Below are 23,597 nucleotides of genomic sequence, written 5' to 3' on the forward strand. Positions count from 1 at the left end.
CACCGTGGTCCGGGTGCTCTGCGGCCGCCCTCGTGCCCGTACGGTGACCACATGGTGACCTCGAGAGGGCCGCGCGGGGCGTACGCGGCCTGCGCCCTGAGTGAAGGCGCAGTGATCGCGTAGCAAATGGCCTAGAGCCGCTCTCGGCGCCGACGTTGGTGCCCGTCTGCGATGCCATAGTTGTGCATATCTATGGTCGCCAGATGCTCTCTCGCAGACCTTCCCGCAGCTGCAGTACTGCGGCCGGTGTACGGTCGCGCGCATGAATGTGCTCGTGCTCTGGGACGTCGACCACACGCTCATCGAGAACTCCGGAGTCAGCAAGGAGACGTACGCCGGCGCGTTCGAACTCCTCGTCGGCGACCCAGCACAGCACCGAGCCAAGACCGGCGGGCGCACCGATCCGGAGATCCTCGGTGACCTGCTCGCCGACCACGGGTACGACCCCTCCACCTTTAGCCATGCCCAGATGGCCGAGGCCCTGACCGAATCACTGAAGGCGCGGCGCTCGGCCCTCGTCGAGCGTGGCTACGCGCTGCCCGGCGGGCGGGCCGCGATCGACGCGCTCGCCAAGGTCACCGGCGTGACACAGTCGGTACTGACTGGGAACGTGAAGGCGAACGCCGTCGGCAAGCTCGAACCCTTCGGCCTGGACCGCGGCCTCGACTGGGACTGTGGCGGGTTCGGCTTCGATGCGCCCAGGCGCTGGGATCTCGTCGGAGTCGCTCAGCAGCGCGCGTCGGCGAAGTATGACGTCGACTTCATCGAGCTCAACACAGTCCTGATCGGTGACACCATCAACGACGTCCTCGCCGGCCAGCGAGGCGGGGCGAGAGTCATCGCGGTGGCCACCGGCAGCGACAGCATGGACGAGCTGCGCGACGCCGGCGCCGCCATGGTCCTGCCCGGCCTCGAGGACACGGCGGCCGTCGTCGAGGCGCTCACGAAGGTGGTCACGCCTGACGCCCTATGACATCGGGCGGGAGGTCTCCCAGACGCGCTCGAAGCTGCGCTCGTAGGTCTCGAACATGTCGTGACCTGGCATGCGGCGGAGGTGAAGGATTGGCGCGATGTAGCCGTACGCGCCGTAGATGTGCTGGTTGATGAGCATCTGGTCGTCGAAGACGAAGATGCTGTTGTAGAGCGTCGTGGTGTGCTGGCGGAAGTCGATTCCCGGCTCGCCGAGCAGCGGCCGGTAGTAGGCGATGGCCATCCGGATCCGGCCGGGGATCGCGTCGTAGAGTCGTTCCTCCACACCGCGAAGCTCGGCCTCGGGGCTGTCGGGGTCGCCGAGGAGGATCCGCACCCGCACGCCGGCGGCCGCCTTCTTCCGCAGGATCTCGATCGCGACGGGGTTCTCCTCGGGCAGGAACAGGCTCGCGTTGGCCAGCAGCCAGATATCGCGCTGCGCCGACGTGAGCAGGTTCAGCCAGAGCTCCTTCGGCGTGTCGGCGCGGTGGGCGTAGAGCGCGACGACCTCCGGGGCGATCGCGTCGGAGTGCTCGACCTGGACATCCCATAGCTGACTCTGCTCGCAGCCGAGCAGCGCCGCGACGGCCGCGCGGCGGCGTGGGTGCGGCGTTCGCCCCTGAGCGATCCATCGCTCAACGGTCTTGGGGTCGACGTCGATCTCGTAGGCCAGTCGAACCTGGCTGACGCCGGCGCTTCTCATGGCGGCCGCCAGCCGCTCGTTGCGCATGGGGACGTTTGTAGCACGAAAATGTCCCCGGTTATGCCGATGTCGCGTCCCCGTGTGTCCAGTGAAGTCGGGGGTGGCCCTGGTCGAGGCGACCGAACGCGTTTCGGTTGGGGCCGTCAATCTTCCGACGACGAGGGCCGAGCGATGAACATAGCGCGGGACACCGCATCACGACCTGGCCGGCCGCGGCATACCCCGGACCGCTCCGAGTTGGCCCCTCGTGAGCAGATCCTCGACGCGGCCGCCCGCCTGTTCACCGGCAGTGGTTTCGCGGCAACGTCGACGCGCGAGATCGCAGACGAGGTCGGGATCCGGCAGGCATCGCTCTACTACCACTTCGCCGGGAAGGACGAGATCCTCGGCGAGCTCCTGGAGAAGACCGTCCGTCCGACGCTCGACAGCCTCGACGACCTCGCCCAGGTCGCGGGGCCCGAGGCGCGGCTCTACACGCTGGCGTACCGCGACGCCCAGGTGCTCGCGGAACTGCCCCACAACATCGGGGCACTGCCGACACATCCGGACGTCACCAGCACTGACGTCTGCGACGAGTACCAGGCAGCCCGCCAGCAGTTGCGACGGGCCTACGGAGCGCTCGCAGCCGCGTGCGCCTCCGACGCTGTGAATGGCTCGATCAGCCAGAGACAGCTCGGCGAGCTCATCATCCAGCAGGTCGAGGGCGTGGTTCGCACTCGGGCGGCCGACAACGACGTCACACCCATGGAACTGCACGCCGTGGCCGCGACTTGCCTTCGCATCTGCGGGGTCCCCGAGGACCGGGCCAAGGAGGCTACTCGAACATGTGTTCTATGATCGCTGAGTGGAGAACTGGTACCCGATCGAGCCACGTCTCGTCTGGATCCTGCGCCGCGGAGTCACCCCTCTCCCCGCCTGGCCCGGCCTCCTGGTCGGCTGGCAGCACATCGACGGCAAGCCGTCTGCGTTGTCGTGGAAGGGGCTGGTCACCTTCTCTCGCTACGCCGACCAGCCTCCGGAACTGAAGTGGTTTTTTCCCTGCGACCTGCGCAAGGTCGCCGAGGAGCCGCCGATGTGCGGCGGAGGGAACTATCCCGAGCCAGGGCCGTGGACGTTCCGGTAGCTCAGGCTTCCTCTGGCGTAGATCTGCCCCGGCGTGGGCAGGTGCCGCCAGATTGGAAGAGGCGGCCCCTCCCAGTCACTTGATGGGAGGGGCCGCCGCATCTAGACGGTCTGGATCGTCACGCCGTCGAAGTAGCGCAGGGTCGGCATCAACGACGTCTCGGTCGTCAGGTGCGGGACCGTGACGTCGACCGTGTCCTCGAGGGCGGTCGTCGTGTCGGTGACCGTGACGCGCCACACCGCGTCGGTGTCGGCTGGCTGAGGAACCCACCACTTCCCCTCGCTGATCAGAGTCGGAACCCCCGAGTCGGGCGGACCGGACAGCAACTCGATGGCGAAGTCGAGGGCCGATCCAGTAGAGGCGGAGGCGTCGATGATCGCGGTGCCAGCGGTGGCCGCGGCGGACGCGTTGGGCGGGGTGGCCGGGTTGAACGGGCCGAGCCAGTCGGTATCCGCGGATGCGAGCGCGGCACGGCAGTTGTCGATGTCGAGCCCAGATGCCCACCCGGACGTGCTCAGGGGTGCATCGATACGGGCCTGCGCGATCGGCTGGTCCCCGGAGTTGACGGCCGAGGACGACCAGGTGTGGAAGACCGACCCATCCGCGTTGTAGATGGTCATCGCCAGGTACCCGTTGGTGGTTGTCGTCCCTGGCGCGGAGGACAACTCGAACGTGTAGGACGCCCCCGGGGTGAGCGCAGGGGACGTGGAGGCGGTGATGCCGGCGTTGGTGCGGTCGTTGATCCGCACGGTGCCGTCGGTGCGGATCGTGAGGAACGCGGAGGCCAGGGACGCCGAGCGCAGCTCGAGGATCGGCACCGCTGCCGAGGGGTTTCCCGGGAACGACTTGATCCGGGCTGAGACAAACGCGTACGGCCCAGTGCCGCTCATGTCCCAGCGCAGGTAGGAGGCGCTGGTGCCGCTGGAGTTGAAGTGGCATCCGAGGGTGCCGAGCACAGCGGCGGAGGCGAGATAGGTGATCGCGCTGTTGCCGGCCGCCCCGACGGAGGCGTTGTTGAAGAGGATGAAGGAGAACGCGTCACCAGACGTGCCACCAGAGTTTGCGACGGTGATGTTCCCGCCGGCGGTGCCGCCCTCGAAGGTGTTGAGCCTGCTCAGCTCGACGGTCATGTCGTCTCCTAGCCGTTGGTGAACGGGACAGCTGCGCCGGTGTCGCCGGCCTCGGGGTCCCAGAGGGTGTTGTCGGCGAAGGTCGCCAGGGTGTTGGCTGCGGACCGGATGATGTAGGGCCCGGTGCCTGCACCGGTGAGGACGTTGTCCCAGAGGTAGACGCCGTCGCTGACGCCGCGGATAAAGAACCGATTGCGGCGTACGGCGAAGGACGCGAACTGCTGGGTGGGCCTGGCGGAGTTGTAGGCCATGTTGAGGGAGGCGGCGCCGCCCGCGATGAAGTTGTCCTCGATGGTCCAGTTCTCCAGCCGGTTGTCGGCGCTGTCGTCGACCTCCTGCTTGAGCATCAGACCGGCGTTTGCGAAGTCTTCGCCGGCGTTCCTGCCGAGCCCGTCAGCGGTGGTCGGTCGGCCGCCGAGGTTGCCGGCGTTGTCGGGTCCGTCGAAGCCCCAGTCGAGGTAGCCGGCGGTGTTGCGGATCCCGCCGATCATGCTGCCGCGGATGGTGACGTTCTTGCCCGTGTGCGCCTGGATGGCGTCGGCGTGCGGCTGGCCCCCGGACATCCCGGTCCAGTTGTTGACGAACGCGGCGCGGTGGATCCAGCAGCGGTCGATGTCGGTGAACTGTGCCGCCCGGGCGGTGATGGTGGGCGCGACGTGGCTGACTCCATCGGCGACGTTGGTGATCTCGCACCAGCGAGCCTCGAAGTCGCCTCCGTGGATGCCGACCGCGTCGACGTACCGGTAGGTGCGGCCGCGCTGGGTGAGCCAGGCGTCTGGGTCGATGCGGCAGTTCTCCAGGACAAAGTGCCTCGAGTTGCCATACGCGCGGATGATGCCGCGCGGGTTGTTCTGCTCGAGCGTGGTGGAGGTCGAGGACGGATCGGCTCCACGGAAGATGCAGTTGCGGAACGTGACGCCGGTCGCGATGACGTAGACCTGTCCCCAGAACTCGTACCCGTCGAACGTGGCATTGGCCTCGCTGATGGTGATGCGGCCTGATGCGCCGGCCTCGACCTGGGCGAACTGGGTTCCCGGCAGGGGGCCGGTGGTGGCCGCGCCTGGGATGTAGGCGCCGCGCACGAGCTGGTTGCGGTCGGGGACGACGTCGGCGCCGCCTGCCCCGTAGAAAGGGCTGATGACGCCGGAGGTGAAGCGGTAGCCGGTGATCGTCATGTCAGGCCTCGATCAGGAACCACCAGTCGCCCTCGACGAGGTCGACGAGCGGCGGGTTGGCGGTCAGGAACCCTCGGAACCGGCCAACCGGTGCGCCCGAGAGGATCGGCTGCAGCTGCTCCGCTGCGGCGGCGACGGAGGCGGCCACGCCTGCGGGGGTGACGGCGCGGGTGGCGTCGGTGCCGGCCGTGGTCTCAGCGGTGGTTGCGAGCTCCACGGTTCCGGCCGCGGCGGTTGTCGCGTCCGCGAGGGCTGCAGTCACCTCCTCGGCGGTGCGGTCCGTGGAGAGGTCCAGGCCGGCGAAGATCTGGGTCTTCAGGACCGCCGCAGTGGTGTCCACCTTCTCGCCGAGCGCGGCGGCCAGTCCCTCGACCTCCGCGACGTCAGGGACCCAGTCGCCCGCCTTGGCGTCATCCGGCCCGGTGCCGACGGCCAGATCGGTCGCGCCGATCGCGTTACGCGCTGCCAACGCATCGGTGGCGGTGACCAGGGCTACACCGACAGCGGTCGCGTCGGTGATGTCGCCAGCGGACACCGGGCCACCGGTGCCGCCACCCGTGATAGCGCCGATCGGGATCAGGGTTGCCATGCGAGCCTCCTAGGGCGCGATCTTGTAGAGGAACCAGGGGTCAGCGGCGACGTCGAGTAGGAACTCGTTCGGACGCGCGGCGGGCGGGATCGCGGTCCCTTCCACGATCCACGTCACGGGCTGGGCCGCGGCGTTGACGGCGGTCTGCTGCATCGCTGCCTGGGCGAGAGTGATCGAGTCGCCGGGGACGCCGGTGAACGCGATCGTGAACGGCCGCCACTTGGCCGCCGGGTCGCCAGATGGCGACAGGTTCGCGACCCACCGCCACCCGGTGTAGTCGAGGGCGGCCTGGTTCGGGGCGATGAGTCGCACCCCAGGTGCGGCCGGTGTCGGCTCGCCTGGAACCGGCTGAGAGCCGTCATCGGGGCCGTAGAGCACGCCGTTGATGAGCCTGCACACGACCGAGCGGGGGTAGACGATGGTCTCCGAGATCGGCGCGACGACGTACGGTCGCTGGGGCGGCAACCCCTCAGGGGTGATGACGATGGTCGCCTCGGCGACGACCGCATCGGGCTGGTTGCCGAAATCGACCGAGTCGGCGAGGCCCTCGACGACCGATCCGGTCAGGGTGAGGAACCCGACCTCTGCGGGAAGGTCCGCCATCTACACGTCACCTCGGCGAACGTCGTCGTTGCCCAGCTTGGCGCTGAGTTCCGCGGCCGCGTCGGCCGCTCTGGTGAGGGTGCTGGAGAAGTTGTCGTCCACGTGCACCGTGACCTGGCTGTTCTTCCGAGCCGGCCGTGCCTCCCGCTGTGCGGCCGCGAGGGCGTCAACCTTGGTGTGCAGATCCTTCAGGTCGGTGACAGCTGCGAGCGGGATGCGTACGACGCCCTGGGGGTCGTCGTCCTTGAGCCAGGCGGGGATCAGGCCGCGGTCCTCGAGGAGGTTCCACGCCCGGGTGATGCCGGCACAGACGGCGAGGATCTCCACGATCTGGGCCGAGGTCGCCTGGTCGGCCGGAAGCAGCCCGAGCACGATGGGGGCGCCGATCGCGAACCCGAGCACGAGCTGTACGACCGTGCGGATGGTGCGCTTGTTGAAGATGAGGACGAGCTTGTGGATGAAGGCGATGAGCTTCTGCATGGGTGCAGTCCTCCCGTTACGGGCGCGGCCGGTGGTCGCCGGCCGCGCGAGAGAGCCGGCCACGGGATCGTGGACGGCGGAACGGCTTGAGCGCCGTGTAGAGCCAGAGCACATCGCGCCAGATCTCGCGGGCGCGGTTCATCAGATCTCGAAGTCGAAGATCTTGAAGTCGTGTGTGTCCGAGCCCTGGCGGTCCAGGTTTGCGGAACCGACCTTCTTGGCTCCCTTAAACGCGACCATGTCGGGCGCCTTGCCGTCGACCACGGCACCAGCGGGGCCCGCGACCCGGTCCATGACCGTGGCGAACGTCTCGTTGTAGTCACCGCCGGCGACGGCAGGGTTCGAGGATGCCTTGATCCAGGCGGCGACGGCCGCGTTGAACTCCGCCACGGCGTCGCGGCCGAACGGGCCGTGGACGTCGAGGAGGTCCAGGTCCTTGCCCTCTACCGAGATCGTGACCGCCAGCGGTGCGCGGGGGTCGTGCATGGCCCCGACCTTGGGGCCCTTCCACGTCTCGGACAGGTCAAGGAGCTCTCGGAGCCCCACTGCGACATCGTTGCGGACGAGCACGGTGTTGCTCGACGTCTCGATGACGTGGTCCTCGTGCAGGCGCTTCGGGCGGAACTGGATGGCGCGGTAGCCGGGGATGCTCCATTTGCCGTACATCTGGGCGGTCTCCTGGAGCAGGACCGCGTGCGGCCGGTGCTTCGCGAGCAGCGCAGAGTAGGTGCGGTTGACCTCGGAGACGGCGCGCCTGACGTAGACGTTGTGGATCCCGATCCGGGCCTTGACCTTGGCGGGCGGCTGCGGTGGCGCCGGGTCGGTCGCCTGCGGGCCGACGAAGTTCCCAGCGAGGCCGAGCGCCTTCAGGGACTTCATGTCCGGCGTGGTCGTCCGGCCAGTGCCGCCCTTCTTGCGCTCGTGCGCGGCCCAGGCGTTCATAGTCTTCTCGCCGCAGTAGCCGTCGATCGTGATGCCGAGCGCCTTCTGGATCAGGCCAATGCCGTTGTAGCGGGCGATCTTCCCCTCGCGCAGTCCGGCGACGATCTGGAACTGCTGCTGGATGATGTCCAGGTCGGACTTGACCGCGGGGTTCGGCTTCCAGGCCGGAGCGGCCGGACGGGTGAGCGTGCCGTTGCGGATCTTGTCAGCGACGCGCTTGACGGTCGCCGCGTTGGCGATGATCTCGAAGTGCATCTCATCGGCCCGGTTCCTGAAGTCACCTCCCCAGCGGACGACGCCCTCCAGGTCCCTGAGGATCGCGCGAATCCGCTCGGCCTGCTTGCTGCTGAAGGTGCCGCGCTTGCCCAGTACGTGGGCCGGAGCGTTGAAGTCCTGGGCCGTGGCCGAGGCGTGGTTGCTGATCGTGGACGTTGAGCCGCGTACGTTCCGCTTTGCCCAGCCCCAGGACCAGTCCTTACGGATACGCTCGACCTCGGTGTCGAAACGCTTGCCAAGGTAGGTGAAGATGACGTCGACGTCGCCCGGACGCACGCGGCCGGTGATGTACGGGGTTGTGGCGGCCGGCGCGGAGTCGAAGACCGTCCAGCCGTTCTGCGAGCGGGCCATCACTCGTCACCCGCGTCTGGCTGCTGGTCACCCTCCGGCTCGACGCCGTCCCAGTCGGGCATCTCGGGAGCGTCTGGGTCGGCAATCGGGTAGAAGGGTGGGTCCAGGTTCTCGCGCTCGATCTGCTCTTCGGTCATGGATCCTCCTGGGGATGCTCGGGATGCAGCTCGACCCCCGCGCGCATCCCTTCGCGTGGGGGTCGAGATCGGGGGTAGGCTGGGGAATCCAGTCGGAGGGTCGCGAACCTCTGGCAAGGCCCGAGTCCACGCACACCTGCGCGGACAGCGGAACCGGCGTCCCAGAGCGGCGCCCTGCAACGACCAGGCGACGGCGTCGGGCCGCCACTAACTCTCAGGTGGGGTTAGCCGACGCCACCGGCCGGGAAGCACTCGATGGTCTGCGTCGAGCCGTCGGAGTAGGTGAAGGTGAAGCGGCCGGTGCCCTGCTCGCAGGCGACGGACTCGACGGAGCGGCCGTCCTGGCCTCGGCAGTTCCCGGCTCCGCAGTACGCGGCGAGCCGGTCGTCGATCTGCTGGTCGGTCGGCCCAGGCCCCCGGCATCCGTCCTCGCCGCAGTGCCGCGCGATCGCCGCGTCGATCTGCCGTGCGACCGCGGCGTCGATCTGCTCGGGCGTAGCATCCTCGCCGTCTTCGCCGTCCTTCGGGGGCTTGGCGTCCTCGCCTCGGCAGTCGCCGCAGATCGCCCTGAGCGTGGTCTTGACCTGCGCGTCGGTCGGACGGCAGGCGGACCGTGAGCCTGCACAGATCACCGACACCGCGGTGTTCACCTGGGCCTGCGTCGGGCCGAGGGGAGGGATCGGGGCGGCTGGTTCGCCCGGTTCGACGACAGGCTTGCCGCCGAGCCTCTTGACCTGCTCGGCAAGTGCGATCGAGGCCCTCATCTGCTCGGCGGAGGTCTGCTGCTGTTCGTCGAGCCGCTTGCTCAGTTTGGCGCGGTCTGCCTCGAGGTTGGCGATGGCACGATCGTCGGCTTCGCTGTCGCTAGAGAGTCTCCATAGCCAGACCAGCATGCCGACAACCACAGCGCCGGCCAGGATCCCGACGAAGATCCAGGCCCAGCGGACGGTGCGGTCGCTGATGTTGGGCGGGGTCGCGGGGAACAGTCTCATCGGTTCACTTCCAGACGAGTGCGGCGATAGCGAGAGCGATAGTGAGGACCCAGCCGATGACTGCGATCGCGACGGCCACCGACGTCGAGCGTCGCCAGGACTGGTCGGTCTCGTTCTTCCGCTTCAGGTCGACGATGTCACCCTTGATCTCGTCGAGCTCGACGCGGGTCACCTCGCGATGGGCGTCGTAGGTCTCTTTGCGCACGAAGTCGTTGCGCAGCTGAATGGTGATGTCGGTCAGCTGGGTGGTGATGTCTGCGAGCCGGCGGACCAGTTCACCCAGGGTCGGAGCATCGGTCATGGCGGACCTTCCGGGCATGGGCCCCGACGGGTCGCGACGGGGTCGTGTGGATCCGCGGCAGGGTGTCTGGGCATCAGGCCCAGACACCCCACCAGCGGATGGGGTAAGTGCCGTCCGGCGCGTTCGCGCCATTGGTCACCTGGCGCAGCGAGACGGTCAGCGTCGTGGCGGTGTACTCCGGCACGAACGCGACGTAGAACGACGAGGTGTAGACAGCGGCGGCCGCGAACAGGGGCGCGGTGCTCTTGCCGTGCGTGATCGTCCCCGACCCGTTCGAGATCGTGACGGTCGCCGATCCTGCGATGGGTCCGCCGCTTCGCCCGTCCCAGCTCATGCCGCGGCTCCCGCCTGCTCGATGATGGACTCGAGGTCGCGCTGCGGTGCCCCGACCGGCGTGATCAGCACCTTGCCCTCGTCGACCGTCCAGCGGGACTGGTCGCCAGTGATCACCGGCGAGGCGTTGAGCCCGGCCGGGTCGTGCTGGCCGCGGAGACGGAACCGGTGGGACGCGGTCACCATGGCCAGGTTGGGGTGGCCGATGATCTGGTTCCGGGTGACCTCGAAGGACCCCAGGAGCCCGACCTGCGCCGCGGCCTCGTCGAGGATGATCTGGGCGGTCGCGGTCGCCTTGGCGGCGGTGATGGGCCCGCGGTTGGTCAGGTCGACCTTCTTCACAGGCCGTGCAGAGCCGACGACGACGGTCTTGCGCACCCCGCCTGCGTTCTTGTCGACGTAGCGCGCGACGATCGTTCCGGCGAGCTTCTCCTCGGAGGTGCCGATGCGGTCTCCATCGGCGAGCACAACGTCCCAGAATCCAGCGGCCGGCGTCATTCCCTTGCGGTGCAGCGGCTCATGGATGATGGCGCGCGGGTCGATGGTCCAGTAGCGGCCGGTGTCCTCGCCGTGGGCGGCGAGGAGATCGTCGAGGGAGTTGAGATTGTCGGTCGTGTCACCCTCCACCAGCGGCGCAGACGAGATGGAGAACGCTCGGGCCCAGTTGAGCCAGCCCCTGGTGATGCCGTTGTCGATGGCAACGTTCGGAGTGCTGGTCGTTTCGCCGGCCGCGGTCAGGCATGGGACCGTCTCGGCCTGCCTGCACAGGCCCTCGGCGACGAAGTCGCCGGAGCCAGGGTCGGGCTCAAGGAGGGTGCCCCGCCAGATGGGGCGAGGCCCCAGCCATGCTGCGACGGGAGCGCCGGCGATGAGGTCACGGTGGCGCCGCTTGGAGGTCATGCCCCACGTCATCTCCCAGGATCCGCCCCACAGGCGGTGGTCGATCACGAGATCGCCCCAGGGCCCGAGCCCGGAGAGCCAGGTGGTTCCGACGCGAATCTGCGGGGTCACGCCGCCTCCTCCTGGATCTCGATCGGGGCGGCGTACACATCCCATCTCGGGAAGTACTCGAGCTCTGCGGACAGGTTGGGGCTGCTGGTCAGGGTGGCGATGTAGATCGTCAGGTCTCCGTCACGCGGGTCGACCTTGTGGGCCGACCAGCCGATGACGTCGCCGCTGACGTCGCGGGCGGTGATGTCGCCCGGGCTCGGCTCATGCTCGGCCAGGTAGGTCTGCACCGGACGATCAGCGGACGCCGGCGTGACAGTGAGGCGGTGGAGCGGCGAGACGGGCTCGACCACGGTGAGGTCGCCCTTGTCGGTGTCGAAGATCCAGCTTTCGTCGAGGTTCCAGGCGCCGCCACCGGTGACCCACAGCTGCAGCCGCACCTTCGCGGAGGCGTCTCCGGAAGTGAGCACGTTCATGGTCGGCAAGCTCAGCAGCCCGATCTCCGTGATGCGCTCTCCCGTGCCGCTGCCGTACGTCGTCGCTGCGGCCTTGATGACCCGGCTGCCGGTGTGGATGGTCGTCTCGGTGGCCCCGTCGAGCACCGTGACCGCGCGCCAGTTCAACGTGTAGCCGCTGCCCGACGTCAGCCCAGCAGCCGTCAGGCGTGCCGCCAGGAGATAGGAGGCGGCGGGCAGATCGGCGGCGTCGAGCTCCCACGTGACCGCCGCGTCCTGTGTTGTGGCGAGCGCCTCGGTGAAGCCCGAGATGTTCGATGCCGCCGCGTTCACAGCAGACGTTCCGGCGGTGCGCCGCGAACGTAGCGCCGGGTCGAACGCGAGCGCGGACGGGCGGGTGTAGAGCAGGACCATGCGACCGAGATCGGCCGTGTTCTCCACCGTGATCGCAGCCTCAGCAGGCATCGTGCCGTACGCCTTGGCCTGGAAATCTCCGCTGCGGCCGGTTCCGGTCAGCGGCAGCCCGGTGGAGGTGTCGACCTGGTCGACCTCGAGCGTCGCCGACTGGCTCGACGCCGAGCCTGCGTTGGTCGAGAGCGAGAATGCGGTGATCGAGTCGGCCTGGACCGGGAAGTAGGCGTCGAACGCGGAGCCGGAGCGGATGACCAGCCGGGGCGCGATCGCCGGGGCGAACCCAACGCCGGGGACCGTCACGTTCAGGCTCAGCGAGCCCGCCCACGTGCCCCGCAGCCGCAGGTAGTCGGCCGTCGACAGGTCGATCCCGCCCGCGCGAGACACCGACAGCGGGCGGCCGCCATACCCGGTGACGCGGATCTTGCCGCCCGAGGTCGTCACCGGTGCCGGGGTGAGGGCGTAGGAGATCGAGCGACCGACAGCGCCAGACCACACGTACTCGGTGGTCGACTCGAGCACCTCGAGGTCGCCGTCGAAGACCGATCCCGTCCAGGTCGACTCCAGCTCGACGTGGACGTCCCTCAGGCTGGAGTACGCCGATCCCGACGAGCCGCTGTACTGAGCGAACGGGAAGACGTTCATCGTGACCGCACCAGCTGGGGCGGTCCGCGCCGTCGACAGGGTCCGCCAGGAGCCGTCGACGCCCAGGCCGACCGTGAGGACGTTGCTGGCGTCCGACCCGATCTGTGCGCCGGCGGCGTTGTACCAGCGGATCAGCACCCCGAGCGCGGTCGTCGGGATCGCCTGGTAGATCCGCATGTGGATCCGGTAGGACGAGCCGGCGACGACCTGCATCGGGGTCAGGTAGTTCACGTGCGAGCGGCCGGCGTCACGGTCGCTGACCGCCCACCGCATGCCGTTGGAGTCCCACACGACGCGGTCCGTGTTTGCGCCCTTGCCCCAGCCCTGGATGCCGTACCTGAACGATCCGTTGGTGATCAGGTTGATCCGGGAGACCCGCTTGGTTCCCGTCGTCCAGCCGGTGGTCGCCGAGCAGTTGTCGATGCCGTTGACCGTGGGTGCGACGGCCGCGATCGCGACCGCAGGCATGGACACCAGCTCAGCCGACCGGGAGAACGGCTTGCACCACAGCGACACCAGGTAGGAGCGACGCGGCCGGTTCTCCTCGAAGTCGTCGAACTGGTGGTCCCAGGTCGCGACCAGCACGTCCCACACCGTCGGCGGGGCGGTGCCGTCCGGCGGGATGTACGTGAGCGACTTCATCGTCTCCCGCCGCAGCACCTTCACAAGCTCTGCGGCGCCGATGGCAAGCGCCGCCGAGTCGACGCCGGTGATCCGCAGGTGCAGCTGGACCTCATTGCCCTCCCACCCGGTCACCTCGTAGCTGGCGCCGTTGTACTGGGCGGCCGTCACCGCGGCGAGGATCGCCTCAGCGTTGCTCCAGGTCGTGCCATCCGCCGACGCCTCGAGGTAGTAGCCGTCACGGGCCAGGGCGCCGCGGGTGTCGAGCGGAAGACAGTTCAGCTCGTCGAGGGTGATCTGCGCGTTCATCGCTTCTTGCTGCTCCTCGATCCTCGGGCCGCCGACTTCGACGCGCTGTTTCGGTCTCGGGTCTCCTCGGCCTCCTTGTGCTGCTTCTTGAGCAGCCCGTTGAGGTCCTTGATGTCGTCGCGGATGCCCTGGATCTGCCGGGTCGCCGCGCGGATCTCGTCGCTGTAGATCGCGCCCCCGGCGGCAGCGGCGGCGTTGGTGTAGCGGGTGGCGTCGGTGAACAGCTTCTGGCTGCTCATGAGAGACGTCTTCGACTCGGCGGCGAACGCTTTGGCTGCGGCGAGGGGGTCCGGGCTCGAGAGGATCTCGGCGATGAACGCGTCGCCCGCGCCCTTGTCCCGGAGCTGCTCGATCGCCTTGGCCAGCTCCTTGGCGTCAGACTTCTGCTGCTGCCACTGCTGGTTCGCGTACGCGACCGTGCCCTCTTGTGCGCCGACTGCCCAGACGTCCTGGTTGCCGCTGCCCTGCCAGTCGCGGGTGAGCGAGGACCGGACCGAGTCCTGCAGCTGGTCGCGCCTGTTGGTCCAGAGGTCGAGGGTCTCCTTGGACCGGTCGAGCTCCTTCTCCTTGAGGCTGATGGCCCGCTCGATGCTGCGACCGAACCGAGTCAGCGCCTTGAGCGAGATGTTGTCGAATTCCTTGCCCAGGCGGATCAGCTGCTTCTCGGTCATCCCGGCGATGAGCGAGGCCTTGGGGGTGTAGCGGCTGGACTGCCACAGCGCGGTGTAGACCGGGCCGTCTTCCCAGCTACGCCGTGGGCCGGCGTTGCCGGTCGTGCCGCCGGCGGCATAGGCGGTGATCCGGCCGACCGCAGCCGGGATGACCAGCGCTCCGAGGCGATCGGCCGCCATGGAGAGGATCTGGAGGTTGCGCTCCCGCTCGCTGGGCTTGCCCGAGATGTAGGCCTCCCAGCCGGTCTCCTTCTCGCCCCACAGGATGTTCGCGCCGCCCGTGATGAGCATCGGCTCGCGGGCGTAGTAGCGGCCGTCCGATCCGTAGCCGCCGTCGGCGAAGGCGAGGCGGCCGTTCTCCTGAAAGCCGCCGTTAGCTCGCTCGCGGTTGATCGCGGCCGTCTGCTCGACGGTGCGCATGACGTGAGTCGTGGTTACGGTGACCGACTTATCCTGGATGCCCCGGATCAGGTTGATGATGTTCCCAAGACCCAGCGAGGCCGAGTCCTTGAGAGTCACCAGGGCGCGGCGTTCCTTCTCGGTCAGCTTGTACTTGGCCACCAGGGCGTCGATCTGGGCGTTGGTCGTCGGTACGCCCGCCGTACGCAGGTGGGTCCGCACCTCGCTCGGGAGGCCGTTGTAGCTGTCGCGGGCCGCCCTGATCGCGGCCTGTGCCTCGGCGGTGTTGACCCGCAGGGCGGCGGGCTTCTCGAGGCCGGCCTGCAGCTCGCGGATCCGTCCGCTGGTGAGGCCCATGCCGCGGCCGAGCTCGGCGATCTCGCGGCGGGCGTCCTGGTAGCCCTTGACGCTGTTCTTCGTCGCCTGGTCCTGCGCGTTGTAGGCGCTCACGAGCTGGGTCATCGCGGTGCGGTTGTTGCGGCCGGCCTCGGTGAACTTGTTGAAGCCCTGCTCGGAGGTCTCGGCCTGCTTGCCGGCCTTGGCGAGCGCGCCACCGTACGCGGTGCCCGCGTCGATGCCGGCGAGGGACGCCTGAGTCTGCGCCTGCTGGGCGGCCGTGAGCTCCTGGAGGGAGGAGACGGCCGCGCCGGCCGAGTCGGCGGTGCTGTCGATCTCAGGCCCGAGGAGCTCGAACGCGGTCTGTCCGTCGTCGACCGCGGTGGCCAGCTTGTACATGTTGATCGACGCCTCGTCGGCGCCGTCGCGGGTGAGCCAGCCGATGCCGTTCGTGGTCGTCTGCAGGTTGTTCGCGTCGGCGAACTTCTTGTAGGCGTCGGTGCCGCCGAGCACGGCGGTGGTGAGCTCGTTGACGCCGATTCCGGCCTCGTCGAGGGCGGCGAGGTCGGCGGGCTTGAACTGGTCGCGGATCCAGCTGGTCGACGAGTCGGTCAGGGCGCCGGACTGGGCGTCGAGGGTGGCTGAGAACTCCTTGGCCGAGGCGGCCGCGGCGTCCTGGGCGGCCTTGAAGTCCAGGATGAGGCCGACGCCGGCGCCAGCTGCGGCGCCCCACGGCCCGGCCATGGTGCCCGCGAGCCCGAGCATTGCGGTGTTCTGCAGACCAACCCCGGCCGCGGCGCCCGAGGCGGCCACACCGACGGCACCGAGGACGCCCGCGCCCTTGCCGATGGTGGCCATGTTGGACTTGAGCCGGTCGGTGGCGGCAGCCATCTTCTTGGACTCGGCGTCGGTCGCCGAGGACGCGAGGACCCACCCGCTCGCGACGGTCCCGAGGTCGGCGCGCATCTGCCCGATCGAGGCGCGTGCGCTGCCGAATGCGGGGCCGACGCGGCCCATGATGGCCTGCCCTGCGGTGGCTGCCTTGTTGAAGGCCAGCATGGCCAGGGTGGCCGTGGTCAGGGCGGGTCCGATCGGGGAGCCGGCGACCGCGGTGAACAGGTCCAGGAGGACGGTCACGGCAGGCAGTACGGTCGAGCCCCAGGGGGCGACGGCCTGCGCGACCGCGACGCCCGACGCTGCGAGCGAGTCGAGGAAGTCGACAGCCTGGGGGCCGACCTCGCGGACGTAGTCGATGAAGTCCTCGAAGTTCTCGCTCTCGGCGGTCCAACCGGCGAAGGAGCGGGAGGCCTCGAGCATGCCGCCGGCGAAGTCGCGCGACAGCGGAGCGAGCGCAACGGTGATGTTGGCGAGCCCGAGGGCGACGTTGCCGGAGGCGCGAGCGAGCTGGTCGAAGACCGGGGCGGCGTCGGTCTCGAGGAAGCCGAAGAACTCCTCCCAGTCGTCGCCAGCCAGGGACGCGCCACCGTCGGCCGCGAGATCGCCGATCCGGGTCGCGAACTCAGCGGCCACGCTCTGAGCACGCGGCATCAGAGTGAGGATCTCGTCGAGCCCCTCGGTCACCCCAGGGAATGCATTGTTGCCGGAGATTCGCTGCAGGGTCTCGATCTCTCCGCTGATGGAGTCGAGGTGGCGGACGAGGTTCTCACCGGAGGGCCCGAGCTCGTCCATAGCCTGCTGGAGCACCAGGAAGTTGTCGGCGGTCGGCTGCAGCTGGAACTGGTTGAGCGCGTCGAGCGCGGTGCCGACACCAGAGAACGCGAGCGCGGTGACGGCGGCCGCGGCCGCGGCGCCGGCCATCCCCGTGGCGAGACCGGACGCGGCGGGGACGAGTGCACCGATCACGGGCAGGATGGACGGCCCCAGGCCGAGCCCGGCCTCCGCGACCAGCCGCAGCCGGCCGGAGTAAAGGTCGATGTTGGGTGTGGCGCGCTTGAAGGCCGAGTCCGCCTTATCGACATCGCGGCCCAGCTGGCTGGTAGACGCCGACGCGCGCGTCGAGGTGCCGTTCAGCCCGTCGAGCTCGCGACGCAGCAGAGCCGTCTTCGACGCGGCCAGAGCCATCGGGGTCGACAGCCGGTCGTCCATCTCCAGCACGACCCGCTCGAGGCGAGTGCCCATCTACCCCTCCTTCGGTGGTTCGGCGGCCCGACGCGGCCCATTGGATGCGGCCGGAGGCGCCGGTGATGCAGCGGGAACGGGTGCGGCAGCACGTTCCGCGACGAGCCGGGCCGCCTCCTCCGGGGTGACCTCTCGGAGGTAGAGCTTTCGGCCGTCCGCGTCCCGGCGGATCGAGGCCCGCTCGTCCTCGGGCCGCGCCTTGAGCGCCTCCTCCTCCTTGCTGTCCGCCAGGCCGTACTGCCGGTGGCGTACAGCGAGGCCGGCGCAGACCAGGCAATGCTCGGCGGTGACGTCGTAGATGTGGTCCGTGGTCGCCCGAGAGGGATGCACTCCGCAGGTGCCGCAAAGCTGCGCCTCGTAGAGCTCGAGGCCGAGCATCTTGTCGCGCTCCGCGTCGTCCCACTCAGGCTCGACGGTAGATGCGATCAGACGCCCGGAATCGTCGTAGTGGTACGTGGTGGTCGGGGCCCAGCCGTTGAAGGCCTTCTCGGATATCCCGAGGGAACGAGCGAGGGTCAGTCGCCGCCGAAAGTCGACGTCGACGACGCAGCGCTCAGCAATTTTGGGGCATCGCTCAGCCCCTGCTCCTGCAGCAAGACGACGGCGCGGACCGTAGACGCCAGCTCGGCGGACAGGGGCGCGAACATCTCCCAGTCACCGGCTGCGAGCGGCTCGTCTTCCCAGGAAACGACCCACTTGTCGAGGTCCTCGAGGAGCGCCGTGGTGTCGACGAGGTTGAGACCGTAGATTGCGTCAGCGGGCGCGTTGTCGCGCGGCGGGTGGTTGTCCTTCCACCGCGCCCAGTCGCCGCCGGGGATCGCCTCGATCTTGAGCTTGCCCAGCGAAGCCTTGACGCGCTCGCGGGCCTCGGCGAGATCGGCGCGGAGCTTCTCCCGCCGCTCGACGTTCTCCGGGTCGGGGTCGTCGCCTTCCGCGACGCGGCGGGGGCCGTCGGAGCGCCTCTGCGCATCGAGCCTCATCCGATCGTCGAGCTCGTTGAGCTCGTCGGTGAGCCGAGCCATATCGGCGAACGCTTCGGGGTCGGTACAGATCTCGACCACGTCGGACAGTGGCGCGATCGCCCTGCCGGTCTTAGCCTTGCGCGCACGCATGTCAGCCAGTGATGCCATGGGAACCTCCGCCGTGATGCCGTGATGGGTCCCCGGCCCGCCTCACGGCAGGGCGGACCGGGGACGACGGGTCACGCGGCGAAGACGTGGTCTTCCTTGATCGGGCCCTCGCCCTGGACGACCATCTGCAGCATGGTGCTGAGGTGGTCGAACTCGCCGTCGCCGGTGCGGCCCTTGCCCTTGACGTCGCCGATCTCCATGAGGAAGACGTCGCCGACGGCGTTGGCGGGCACGGTGGCGGTGCGGCCGTCGATGCCGTAGAACACGACCACGGTCACCTCGCTGCCAATCTCGAGGGCCTCGTAGGCCTCGTTGCCGTCGGCTCCCGGCGTGCCGAGCTCCTGCGGCTTGAACGAGATCTGTACGTCGACGGGCGGGTAGGTGACGGTGCCGAACTCGGTCGGGACCGCCTTGGCCGCCACGCGGCGCGGGCCCTCGCCGGTGTTCTGGTTGGGGCGCAGCGACGGGTCGCCGTACATGTAGAGACCCGCGGAGAGGCCAGCGTTGACCTCGACCAGGGTCGGGATCCCGGAGGCGGCGGCCGGTGCGGCCGTCAGGATCTTGTAAAGGACGTTGCCGTAGGCCTTCTCCGCCGGCGGCATCGGGAGCAGGGTCATCTCACTTCTCCTCAGGAGTCGTCGAGCCCGGCGCCGGGGTGGCGTCGGTCTTCTTCGCCGCGGTGGCGGCGGAGGTCTTGGGAGCCTTCCCCTTGGGCGCGGGGGCGGCCTGGGCGGCGGTCTCAGCGTCGACCTGAGCGGCCGACTGGGCGTCGCCCTGGTCCTCACCCTGGTCGCCGGTCTCGGCCGTCTCGACGCCCTCCGAGGGCTTCTCGACGGGGATCCGCTCGACGGGCTTGAGGCGGCCGGAAGGCAGGTAAGCCGACTCGTCGAGGACCTTGAGACGGCGGGTCTCGGCCTCGCGGCGCCCGATGGGCTGGATCACGACGACGTCGCCGTAGTCGATGCGCACGAGCACGTGTCGCGGCTCGATCTGCGGCTCGGTCGAGGCCTGGTCGGGCTGGGTGGTCTGTTCGGACATCGTGGCGCTCCTTTGGGGCGTACGGGTGGGTGGATCAGAGCGAGCAGGTCCAGCTGCTCAGCCCCTGCGCGGGGCTGCCGACTGCGTCGCCCTTGGTGGCGGCCTGCGATCCGGCAGACCGCAGCGGCGTGGTCCGCACGCCGTTGACGGTGAGGCAGATGCCCTCGAGCGCGGCCGACACCCAGTCGTTGACATCGCGTACGTTCGAGGTCGTCTGGGCGACCACCTCGGCGTCGATCAGCCACCCGGAGGCGGCGTCGCGCCCGGCACGGGCCGGGCCGGGCGCCTGCTCACGAGAGACGGACACCGTGACGTACGTCGGCGGCAGGTCGCCCGACGCGCGGTCGCCGGGGACCTTGTCGACGTCGAAGACGAGCCCGGCCAGGTTGCCGGTGTTCATCGCGGCGATCGCCGCGGTGGCGACTGCGGATTCGTCGGTCATGCCGGCCAGAACCAGTCGTCCATGGCGCTTCGCAGCTCGCCGGCCATCGCGGGCCCGACCAGGCGCGCGGACTTCGCCAGATCCCAGTGGGGAGGCTGGTTTCGGCTGCCGTCCTCGAACGACATGCCGCCCTGCCGGCGGCCGGTCTCCGGGCCATACTCGGCCGTGATCGCGCCGCCTCCGAACCCGTAGTAGGACCGCGCGGAACGGTCCCACGTGATCGCACTGGGGTAGTGCCGGCCGTGGTCGGCCGCCGTCCGCTTCGCGTTCGCGCGAGCCTCCAGGCCGCCGATCCGAGCCCCGTCCTTGACGATGCCGTGCATGTCCTTGACCGCGATCGGCCCGACCTGGCTCATGTCGGAGACCAGGTCGCCGAGGTTGTGAGAAACACGGATGCTCATCGGCCTGACCTCCTCACGCCGCCCACTCGACAGGGCGCTCGGCCTGGATGACGGGGACGCGGCACGCGGTGCGGTGATCGCCCTGGTCGGCTTCGACGACCCGGAGCACCAGGCCGGCGGACTCGCCGGCGTCGACGTCGATCAGGTCGCCGTCGCGCAGCTCCGTGTCGTGGGGGAACTTGGCGACCATAGAGCTGCGGGAGATGTCGAGCCTTGCGGTCCTCTCGGTCGTCGCCGGCGTGCCGCCGGAAGACTTCCCGCCGCCGGTCTTGATGCCGCACTTCCCGCTGTAGACGACGATCCACTCCGGGACCTCGAGGCCGTTGGCGCCGGTCGTGAACGTGCCGGTGCGACGGCGGACGACGGCATGCGACAGCATGATCGCCTCCGCTGCCGCGCGGCCCCGCGCGAGACGAGCGGCCAACCGGCTCGGGAGCCCCTCGACGTCCATCAGCAGTACTTCGCCGATCCGGAGAACCCGCCGACCCACTGGCCGACGGGCTTGAGCCGGCGCAGCTCGGCGCTGGTGAAGTAGACGTCCTCGGTGGAGTCGGCCTTCTTCCAGGACTCCTGGAAGTCGTCGATGCTGCCCGCCTCGGCCTGGTTCCCATCCGGGTTCCGAAGAACGCGGCGGGCAGCAGCGGTGACGACGTCGACGACCGTGGCCACGTCGACCTCGTCGGCCTGGATGCGGGCCTCGAGGTCGCCGAGCCCCTCCTCAGCGAGCAGCGAGCGCCACGCCACGTCGAGCCAGTACTGCTGGTCCTCGGTGGACGCGGGCCCGCTGTACGCCGGGAGGGGTGCGGTCGCCGGGTTGTCCATCAGGACTCCGCGGCCTCATCGTCGGACCGCAGCGCGGCGACGAGGGTGTCCTTGCCGCCACGCTTGGAGACCTTTGCCTCGTCGTCACGGCCCTCGTTGCGCCGGTCGATCTCGGCCTTGAGGGCGTCGACGTCGAGAGCGTCGTAGTCGACCGTCGCGGACCGCTCGTCGCTCTCGTCGGCACCGTTGCTGGACAGGGCGGCGACCTGGCTTCGCAGGTCGTCGTTGTCCGCCTTGAGGGCGTCGATCTGGGCGTTGAGACCCTCGATCGTCTCCTCGTACGCGGCGAACTGGGCCGCGGCCATCTGCCGGACCTCCGCCAGGTCCCCGCCGTCGTCGCCGGTGGGTGCCGGGTCGATGTCGTCCCAGAACTTGGCAGGGATCGCCTTCCTGAGCGCGGCAGTGGCCTCGGTGCCGGCGTGGTAGACCTTCCCGCCGCTGATGACCGACTGCTTGAGCTTCGCGCTCATCAGGGGGCCACCAGGCCGTCGAGGATGACGATGTCCTTGTCCTGGAGGACAGGGAGACCGACGGCGGCGGCCTTGACCGCGCGCTCGACCGGGTCCTCGTTGCCGAGGGTCACGATCGTCATGCCCGGCACCTCGGCCGCGGACAGCGCCGGGCGGCCGTTGGGCTGCTGCCGGGTCGTCTGCTGCACGGCCTCCTGGGTGATACCCATCTCCGTGCGGCCGACCGGGTCCTCGTTGCCCGGCAGGAACGTGAGGGTCCCGTCCGGGAACACCCGCGTGCGGGCGCCCGAGGCGTCCTCGAGCCGACGGTCGTAGGAGACCGGGATCGGCAGGCGGCGGTTGGTCAGGTACGCGCCGAGCTGGTCGGTCCCGACCGGCTGCTGCGGGTACATGATCTGCAGGGCCGAGGTGAGGATCGTGATGAGACCCTCGCTGGTCAGGGCGATACCGGCGCGGTCGCCGGCGACGTCCATGTAGACCTCGTGCGCGGCCGCGTAGTCGTTGAACACCGCGGCCGCGGCAGCAGCGCTGCCGACCTCCCAGGGCGCGCCGGCGGTGATCTTCTGCTCCGCCGGGATCTGGAAGTCCACCGAGTGCTCGGTGCCGTCCTCGGCCACCAGGGCGACGGTGCCCGTGGAGAGCACCTGGCCGCGCATCAGCTCGAGGGTGTTGTCCACGGTCACGGCCACCGCGGCGGCACCGGAGGTGAGGGCCGGCTGCCAGTCGACCTGGAGGCCAGCGAGCTGCTGGGCGAGCACCAGCTCGTTGTTCAGGTCGACCTCGTTGAGGTTGACGATCGGGGTGATCGCCGGGAGCTCCCCGCGGACGTCGACGACGCCGGGGCGGCGGATCGGCACCGCGGGCGAGCCGAAGGCGCGCACGGCGACGGTCTGGTCGAGCCGCTTGCGGCGGCCCAGCCGGTAGGTGATCGCCGGCACGTTGACGTAGGGCAGGAACCGCGCCAGCGAGTTCCGCGCGTCCCGGAGCTCGCGGGCCGCCAGGATGGTCGGACGCAGGTCCGGGACCAGGTCGATGATCTGCATGCTCAGGCCTCCTAAGCCGGGACGGTGCCGTTGATGAAGACGACGCCCTTGAGCGAGGTCTCCTCAGCGGCGGTGAGAGCGGCCGGCAGGTAGCGCCGGTCGCAGGTGGTCTCGTGCACGACCGAGACGAGGTGCTTCTCGCCGGCCTTGATCACGAGGTCGGACTTGAGCAGGCCCTTGCCGGAGGCGGCGGTGACGAGCGAGCCGGACTTGACCAGTCCGTCAGCGGCGATGTCGGCGGGCTTGAACGAGGCCGTGGTGACCGTGACGCCGTGCGCGCGCGCACGGATCCCGTCCCGGTTCCACCGGTTGTCACCGGTGTCGTAGGTGGTGCGCTTGGGCGCGAAGTTGGACACGAGAATCTCCTTCGGTCGATGTCCAGAGGTGGTCCGGTGGTCGTGGCCTCGCGCCTACGCCCGTTCCGGGGGTCAGTTGGTGGAGCTGGGGAGCCGAACGCCGGAGACCTTCTGCATGTCGGCCAGGACGTTCTTCACCTTGTCGGCGTCGGAGGTCTGCGCAGGGGCGCCGCCGCCGATGCCTGGAGGGGCGAACCGCTGGGTGCTCTTGGCGAGGTACGGCTTCGCCTTGATGAGGCCGTCGAGCTCGGTCTGGATCTTGGCCGGGTCGGCCTGTCCCTGCTCGTTGACGACCTTGGTGAGGTCGATGCCGGTGAGGGCGTCGGCCGGGTCGTGGAGCAGGTCCTTCGCGGCCTTGGTGACCTCGTCGGCCACCTTCTGGGCGGCGGCCTGGAGCCCACGCTGTTCCTCGGCGTCCTGGAAGGGCTTGATCGCCGCGGCGACGGCCTGCTGGACGATCGCGGCGATGTCCGGCTGCTGGGGCTGCCCGCCAGCCGGCGGAGTGGGAGCAGGCGGGGCAGGCGGAGTGGGAGCAGGCGGAGTGGGAGCAGGCGGGGCCGGCGGCGGGGTCGGACGGGCGCGGGCGGCGGCGAGCTGGCGCTCGGCCTCCTGCCGTGCCGTGCGCTCACGCACGATCGCGGCCTTCCCTGGGTCGCCCAGGGCGTTCCACTCCTCCTCCGAGACGCCCTCGGGGCGCTCCGGCGGGTCGTTGCTGGGGTCGCCGCCCATCATGGGCCAGACGATGCGGCCGGACGGCAGTACGCCGACGGCCTCGAGCGGCTTCCCGGTGAGGGGATGCCGCAGGGTCGGGTGGAGGATCCGTTCCGAGGTGGTGTTGGACATCGCGTCTCCTGTGT

At 69.4% G+C, this 23,597-nt stretch carries 29 protein-coding genes; 3 read left to right on the forward strand and 26 right to left on the reverse strand.

From position 1 onward, the window contains the following. Positions 1–262: 262 nt before the first annotated feature. Positions 263–973 (forward strand): HAD family hydrolase, encoded by a 711-nt coding sequence (locus tag ACFVJS_RS03700; RefSeq protein WP_378877588.1) that lies wholly within the window; start codon positions 263–265, stop codon positions 971–973. Here ACFVJS_RS03700 and ACFVJS_RS03705 read toward each other — a convergent pair. Further along, positions 968–1,699: an XRE family transcriptional regulator gene (locus ACFVJS_RS03705; RefSeq protein ID WP_378877589.1), complete on the reverse strand. Its 732-nt coding sequence runs from the start codon at positions 1,697–1,699 to the stop codon at positions 968–970. The two genes, ACFVJS_RS03700 and ACFVJS_RS03705, sit on opposite strands and share 6 nt — an antisense overlap. A gap of 210 nt (positions 1,700–1,909) precedes the next feature. Between ACFVJS_RS03705 and ACFVJS_RS03710 the strand changes: the two genes are divergently transcribed. Next, on the forward strand, positions 1,910–2,509 hold the full coding sequence (locus ACFVJS_RS03710) for a TetR/AcrR family transcriptional regulator (protein WP_378877590.1): 600 nt from the start codon (positions 1,910–1,912) through the stop codon (positions 2,507–2,509). A 7-nt stretch (positions 2,510–2,516) separates the two neighbouring features. Further along, positions 2,517–2,795 (forward strand): hypothetical protein, encoded by a 279-nt coding sequence (locus ACFVJS_RS03715; RefSeq protein ID WP_378877591.1) that lies wholly within the window; start codon positions 2,517–2,519, stop codon positions 2,793–2,795. A 101-nt stretch (positions 2,796–2,896) separates the two neighbouring features. Here ACFVJS_RS03715 and ACFVJS_RS03720 read toward each other — a convergent pair whose 3' ends face one another. The 25 genes from ACFVJS_RS03720 to ACFVJS_RS03840 all read right to left on the reverse strand — a co-directional run bounded on the left by ACFVJS_RS03720 (position 2,897) and on the right by ACFVJS_RS03840 (position 23,583). After that, a complete protein-coding gene (locus ACFVJS_RS03720; protein ID WP_378877592.1) occupies positions 2,897–3,925 on the reverse strand; it encodes a hypothetical protein in 1,029 nt (342 codons plus the stop codon). An 8-nt stretch (positions 3,926–3,933) separates the two neighbouring features. Next, on the reverse strand, positions 3,934–5,100 hold the full coding sequence (locus ACFVJS_RS03725) for a hypothetical protein (RefSeq protein ID WP_378877593.1): 1,167 nt from the start codon (positions 5,098–5,100) through the stop codon (positions 3,934–3,936). A 1-nt stretch (position 5,101) separates the two neighbouring features. After that, positions 5,102–5,689 (reverse strand): hypothetical protein, encoded by a 588-nt coding sequence (locus tag ACFVJS_RS03730; protein WP_378877594.1) that lies wholly within the window; start codon positions 5,687–5,689, stop codon positions 5,102–5,104. Between the two features lie 9 nt (positions 5,690–5,698). Continuing rightward, positions 5,699–6,292, reverse strand: coding sequence for a hypothetical protein (locus ACFVJS_RS03735; protein WP_378877595.1), 594 nt, complete (start codon positions 6,290–6,292; stop codon positions 5,699–5,701). After that, positions 6,293–6,772, reverse strand: coding sequence for a hypothetical protein (locus ACFVJS_RS03740; RefSeq protein WP_378877596.1), 480 nt, complete (start codon positions 6,770–6,772; stop codon positions 6,293–6,295). It lies immediately after the preceding gene. A gap of 141 nt (positions 6,773–6,913) precedes the next feature. Then, entirely contained in the window at positions 6,914–8,341 is a 1,428-nt protein-coding gene (locus ACFVJS_RS03745; RefSeq protein ID WP_378877597.1) for a M15 family metallopeptidase, read from the reverse strand. Continuing rightward, a complete protein-coding gene (locus ACFVJS_RS03750; RefSeq protein WP_378877598.1) occupies positions 8,341–8,478 on the reverse strand; it encodes a hypothetical protein in 138 nt (45 codons plus the stop codon). Before ACFVJS_RS03750 ends, ACFVJS_RS03745 begins: the two co-directional genes overlap by 1 nt. Before the next feature lie 224 nt (positions 8,479–8,702). Beyond that, the gene (locus ACFVJS_RS03755) at positions 8,703–9,470 is read right to left on the reverse strand and encodes a hypothetical protein (protein ID WP_378877599.1); all 768 of its coding nucleotides are present in this window, start codon (positions 9,468–9,470) and stop codon (positions 8,703–8,705) included. A 4-nt stretch (positions 9,471–9,474) separates the two neighbouring features. After that, on the reverse strand, positions 9,475–9,771 hold the full coding sequence (locus tag ACFVJS_RS03760) for a hypothetical protein (protein WP_378877600.1): 297 nt from the start codon (positions 9,769–9,771) through the stop codon (positions 9,475–9,477). A gap of 73 nt (positions 9,772–9,844) precedes the next feature. Next, complete coding sequence (locus tag ACFVJS_RS03765; RefSeq protein WP_378877601.1) at positions 9,845–10,105, reverse strand: hypothetical protein; 261 nt, start codon at positions 10,103–10,105, stop codon at positions 9,845–9,847. Next, positions 10,102–11,115, reverse strand: coding sequence for a hypothetical protein (locus tag ACFVJS_RS03770; RefSeq protein ID WP_378877602.1), 1,014 nt, complete (start codon positions 11,113–11,115; stop codon positions 10,102–10,104). The genes ACFVJS_RS03765 and ACFVJS_RS03770 overlap by 4 nt, the downstream gene beginning before the upstream one ends. Further along, entirely contained in the window at positions 11,112–13,493 is a 2,382-nt protein-coding gene (locus ACFVJS_RS03775; protein ID WP_378877603.1) for a hypothetical protein, read from the reverse strand. The genes ACFVJS_RS03770 and ACFVJS_RS03775 overlap by 4 nt, the downstream gene beginning before the upstream one ends. After that, positions 13,490–17,038, reverse strand: coding sequence for a hypothetical protein (locus ACFVJS_RS03780; RefSeq protein WP_378877604.1), 3,549 nt, complete (start codon positions 17,036–17,038; stop codon positions 13,490–13,492). The genes ACFVJS_RS03775 and ACFVJS_RS03780 overlap by 4 nt, the downstream gene beginning before the upstream one ends. Beyond that, positions 17,039–17,416 (reverse strand): hypothetical protein, encoded by a 378-nt coding sequence (locus ACFVJS_RS03785; protein ID WP_378877605.1) that lies wholly within the window; start codon positions 17,414–17,416, stop codon positions 17,039–17,041. Positions 17,417–17,553: 137 nt separating this feature from the next. Beyond that, entirely contained in the window at positions 17,554–18,168 is a 615-nt protein-coding gene (locus ACFVJS_RS03790; protein WP_378877606.1) for a hypothetical protein, read from the reverse strand. Positions 18,169–18,239: 71 nt separating this feature from the next. Then, a complete protein-coding gene (locus ACFVJS_RS03795; protein ID WP_378877607.1) occupies positions 18,240–18,785 on the reverse strand; it encodes a hypothetical protein in 546 nt (181 codons plus the stop codon). Position 18,786: 1 nt separating this feature from the next. After that, on the reverse strand, positions 18,787–19,206 hold the full coding sequence (locus tag ACFVJS_RS03800; RefSeq protein ID WP_378877608.1) for a hypothetical protein: 420 nt from the start codon (positions 19,204–19,206) through the stop codon (positions 18,787–18,789). Positions 19,207–19,240: 34 nt separating this feature from the next. Then, positions 19,241–19,648, reverse strand: a complete 408-nt coding sequence (locus ACFVJS_RS03805; RefSeq protein ID WP_378877609.1) for a hypothetical protein — start codon at positions 19,646–19,648, stop codon at positions 19,241–19,243. Then, a complete protein-coding gene (locus tag ACFVJS_RS03810; RefSeq protein ID WP_378877610.1) occupies positions 19,645–20,049 on the reverse strand; it encodes a hypothetical protein in 405 nt (134 codons plus the stop codon). The genes ACFVJS_RS03805 and ACFVJS_RS03810 overlap by 4 nt, the downstream gene beginning before the upstream one ends. Positions 20,050–20,062: 13 nt before the next feature. Then, positions 20,063–20,500 (reverse strand): DUF6093 family protein, encoded by a 438-nt coding sequence (locus tag ACFVJS_RS03815; protein WP_378877611.1) that lies wholly within the window; start codon positions 20,498–20,500, stop codon positions 20,063–20,065. After that, the gene (locus ACFVJS_RS03820) at positions 20,500–20,871 is read right to left on the reverse strand and encodes a hypothetical protein (protein ID WP_378877612.1); all 372 of its coding nucleotides are present in this window, start codon (positions 20,869–20,871) and stop codon (positions 20,500–20,502) included. The genes ACFVJS_RS03815 and ACFVJS_RS03820 overlap by 1 nt, the downstream gene beginning before the upstream one ends. Then, a complete protein-coding gene (locus ACFVJS_RS03825) occupies positions 20,871–21,341 on the reverse strand; it encodes a hypothetical protein (protein ID WP_378877613.1) in 471 nt (156 codons plus the stop codon). The genes ACFVJS_RS03820 and ACFVJS_RS03825 overlap by 1 nt, the downstream gene beginning before the upstream one ends. Beyond that, positions 21,341–22,384, reverse strand: a complete 1,044-nt coding sequence (locus tag ACFVJS_RS03830; RefSeq protein WP_378877614.1) for a major capsid protein — start codon at positions 22,382–22,384, stop codon at positions 21,341–21,343. The genes ACFVJS_RS03825 and ACFVJS_RS03830 overlap by 1 nt, the downstream gene beginning before the upstream one ends. An 11-nt stretch (positions 22,385–22,395) precedes the next feature. Continuing rightward, positions 22,396–22,740 carry a hypothetical protein gene (locus ACFVJS_RS03835; RefSeq protein ID WP_378877615.1) on the reverse strand — a complete coding sequence of 115 codons (345 nt, stop codon included), beginning with the start codon at positions 22,738–22,740 and terminating at the stop codon, positions 22,396–22,398. Between the two features lie 72 nt (positions 22,741–22,812). Then, positions 22,813–23,583, reverse strand: a complete 771-nt coding sequence (locus tag ACFVJS_RS03840; protein WP_378877616.1) for a hypothetical protein — start codon at positions 23,581–23,583, stop codon at positions 22,813–22,815. Between the last annotated feature and the right edge of the window lie 14 nt (positions 23,584–23,597).

This window comes from Nocardioides sp. NPDC057772 (assembly GCF_042798075.1).
GTDB lineage: Bacteria > Actinomycetota > Actinomycetes > Propionibacteriales > Nocardioidaceae > Nocardioides.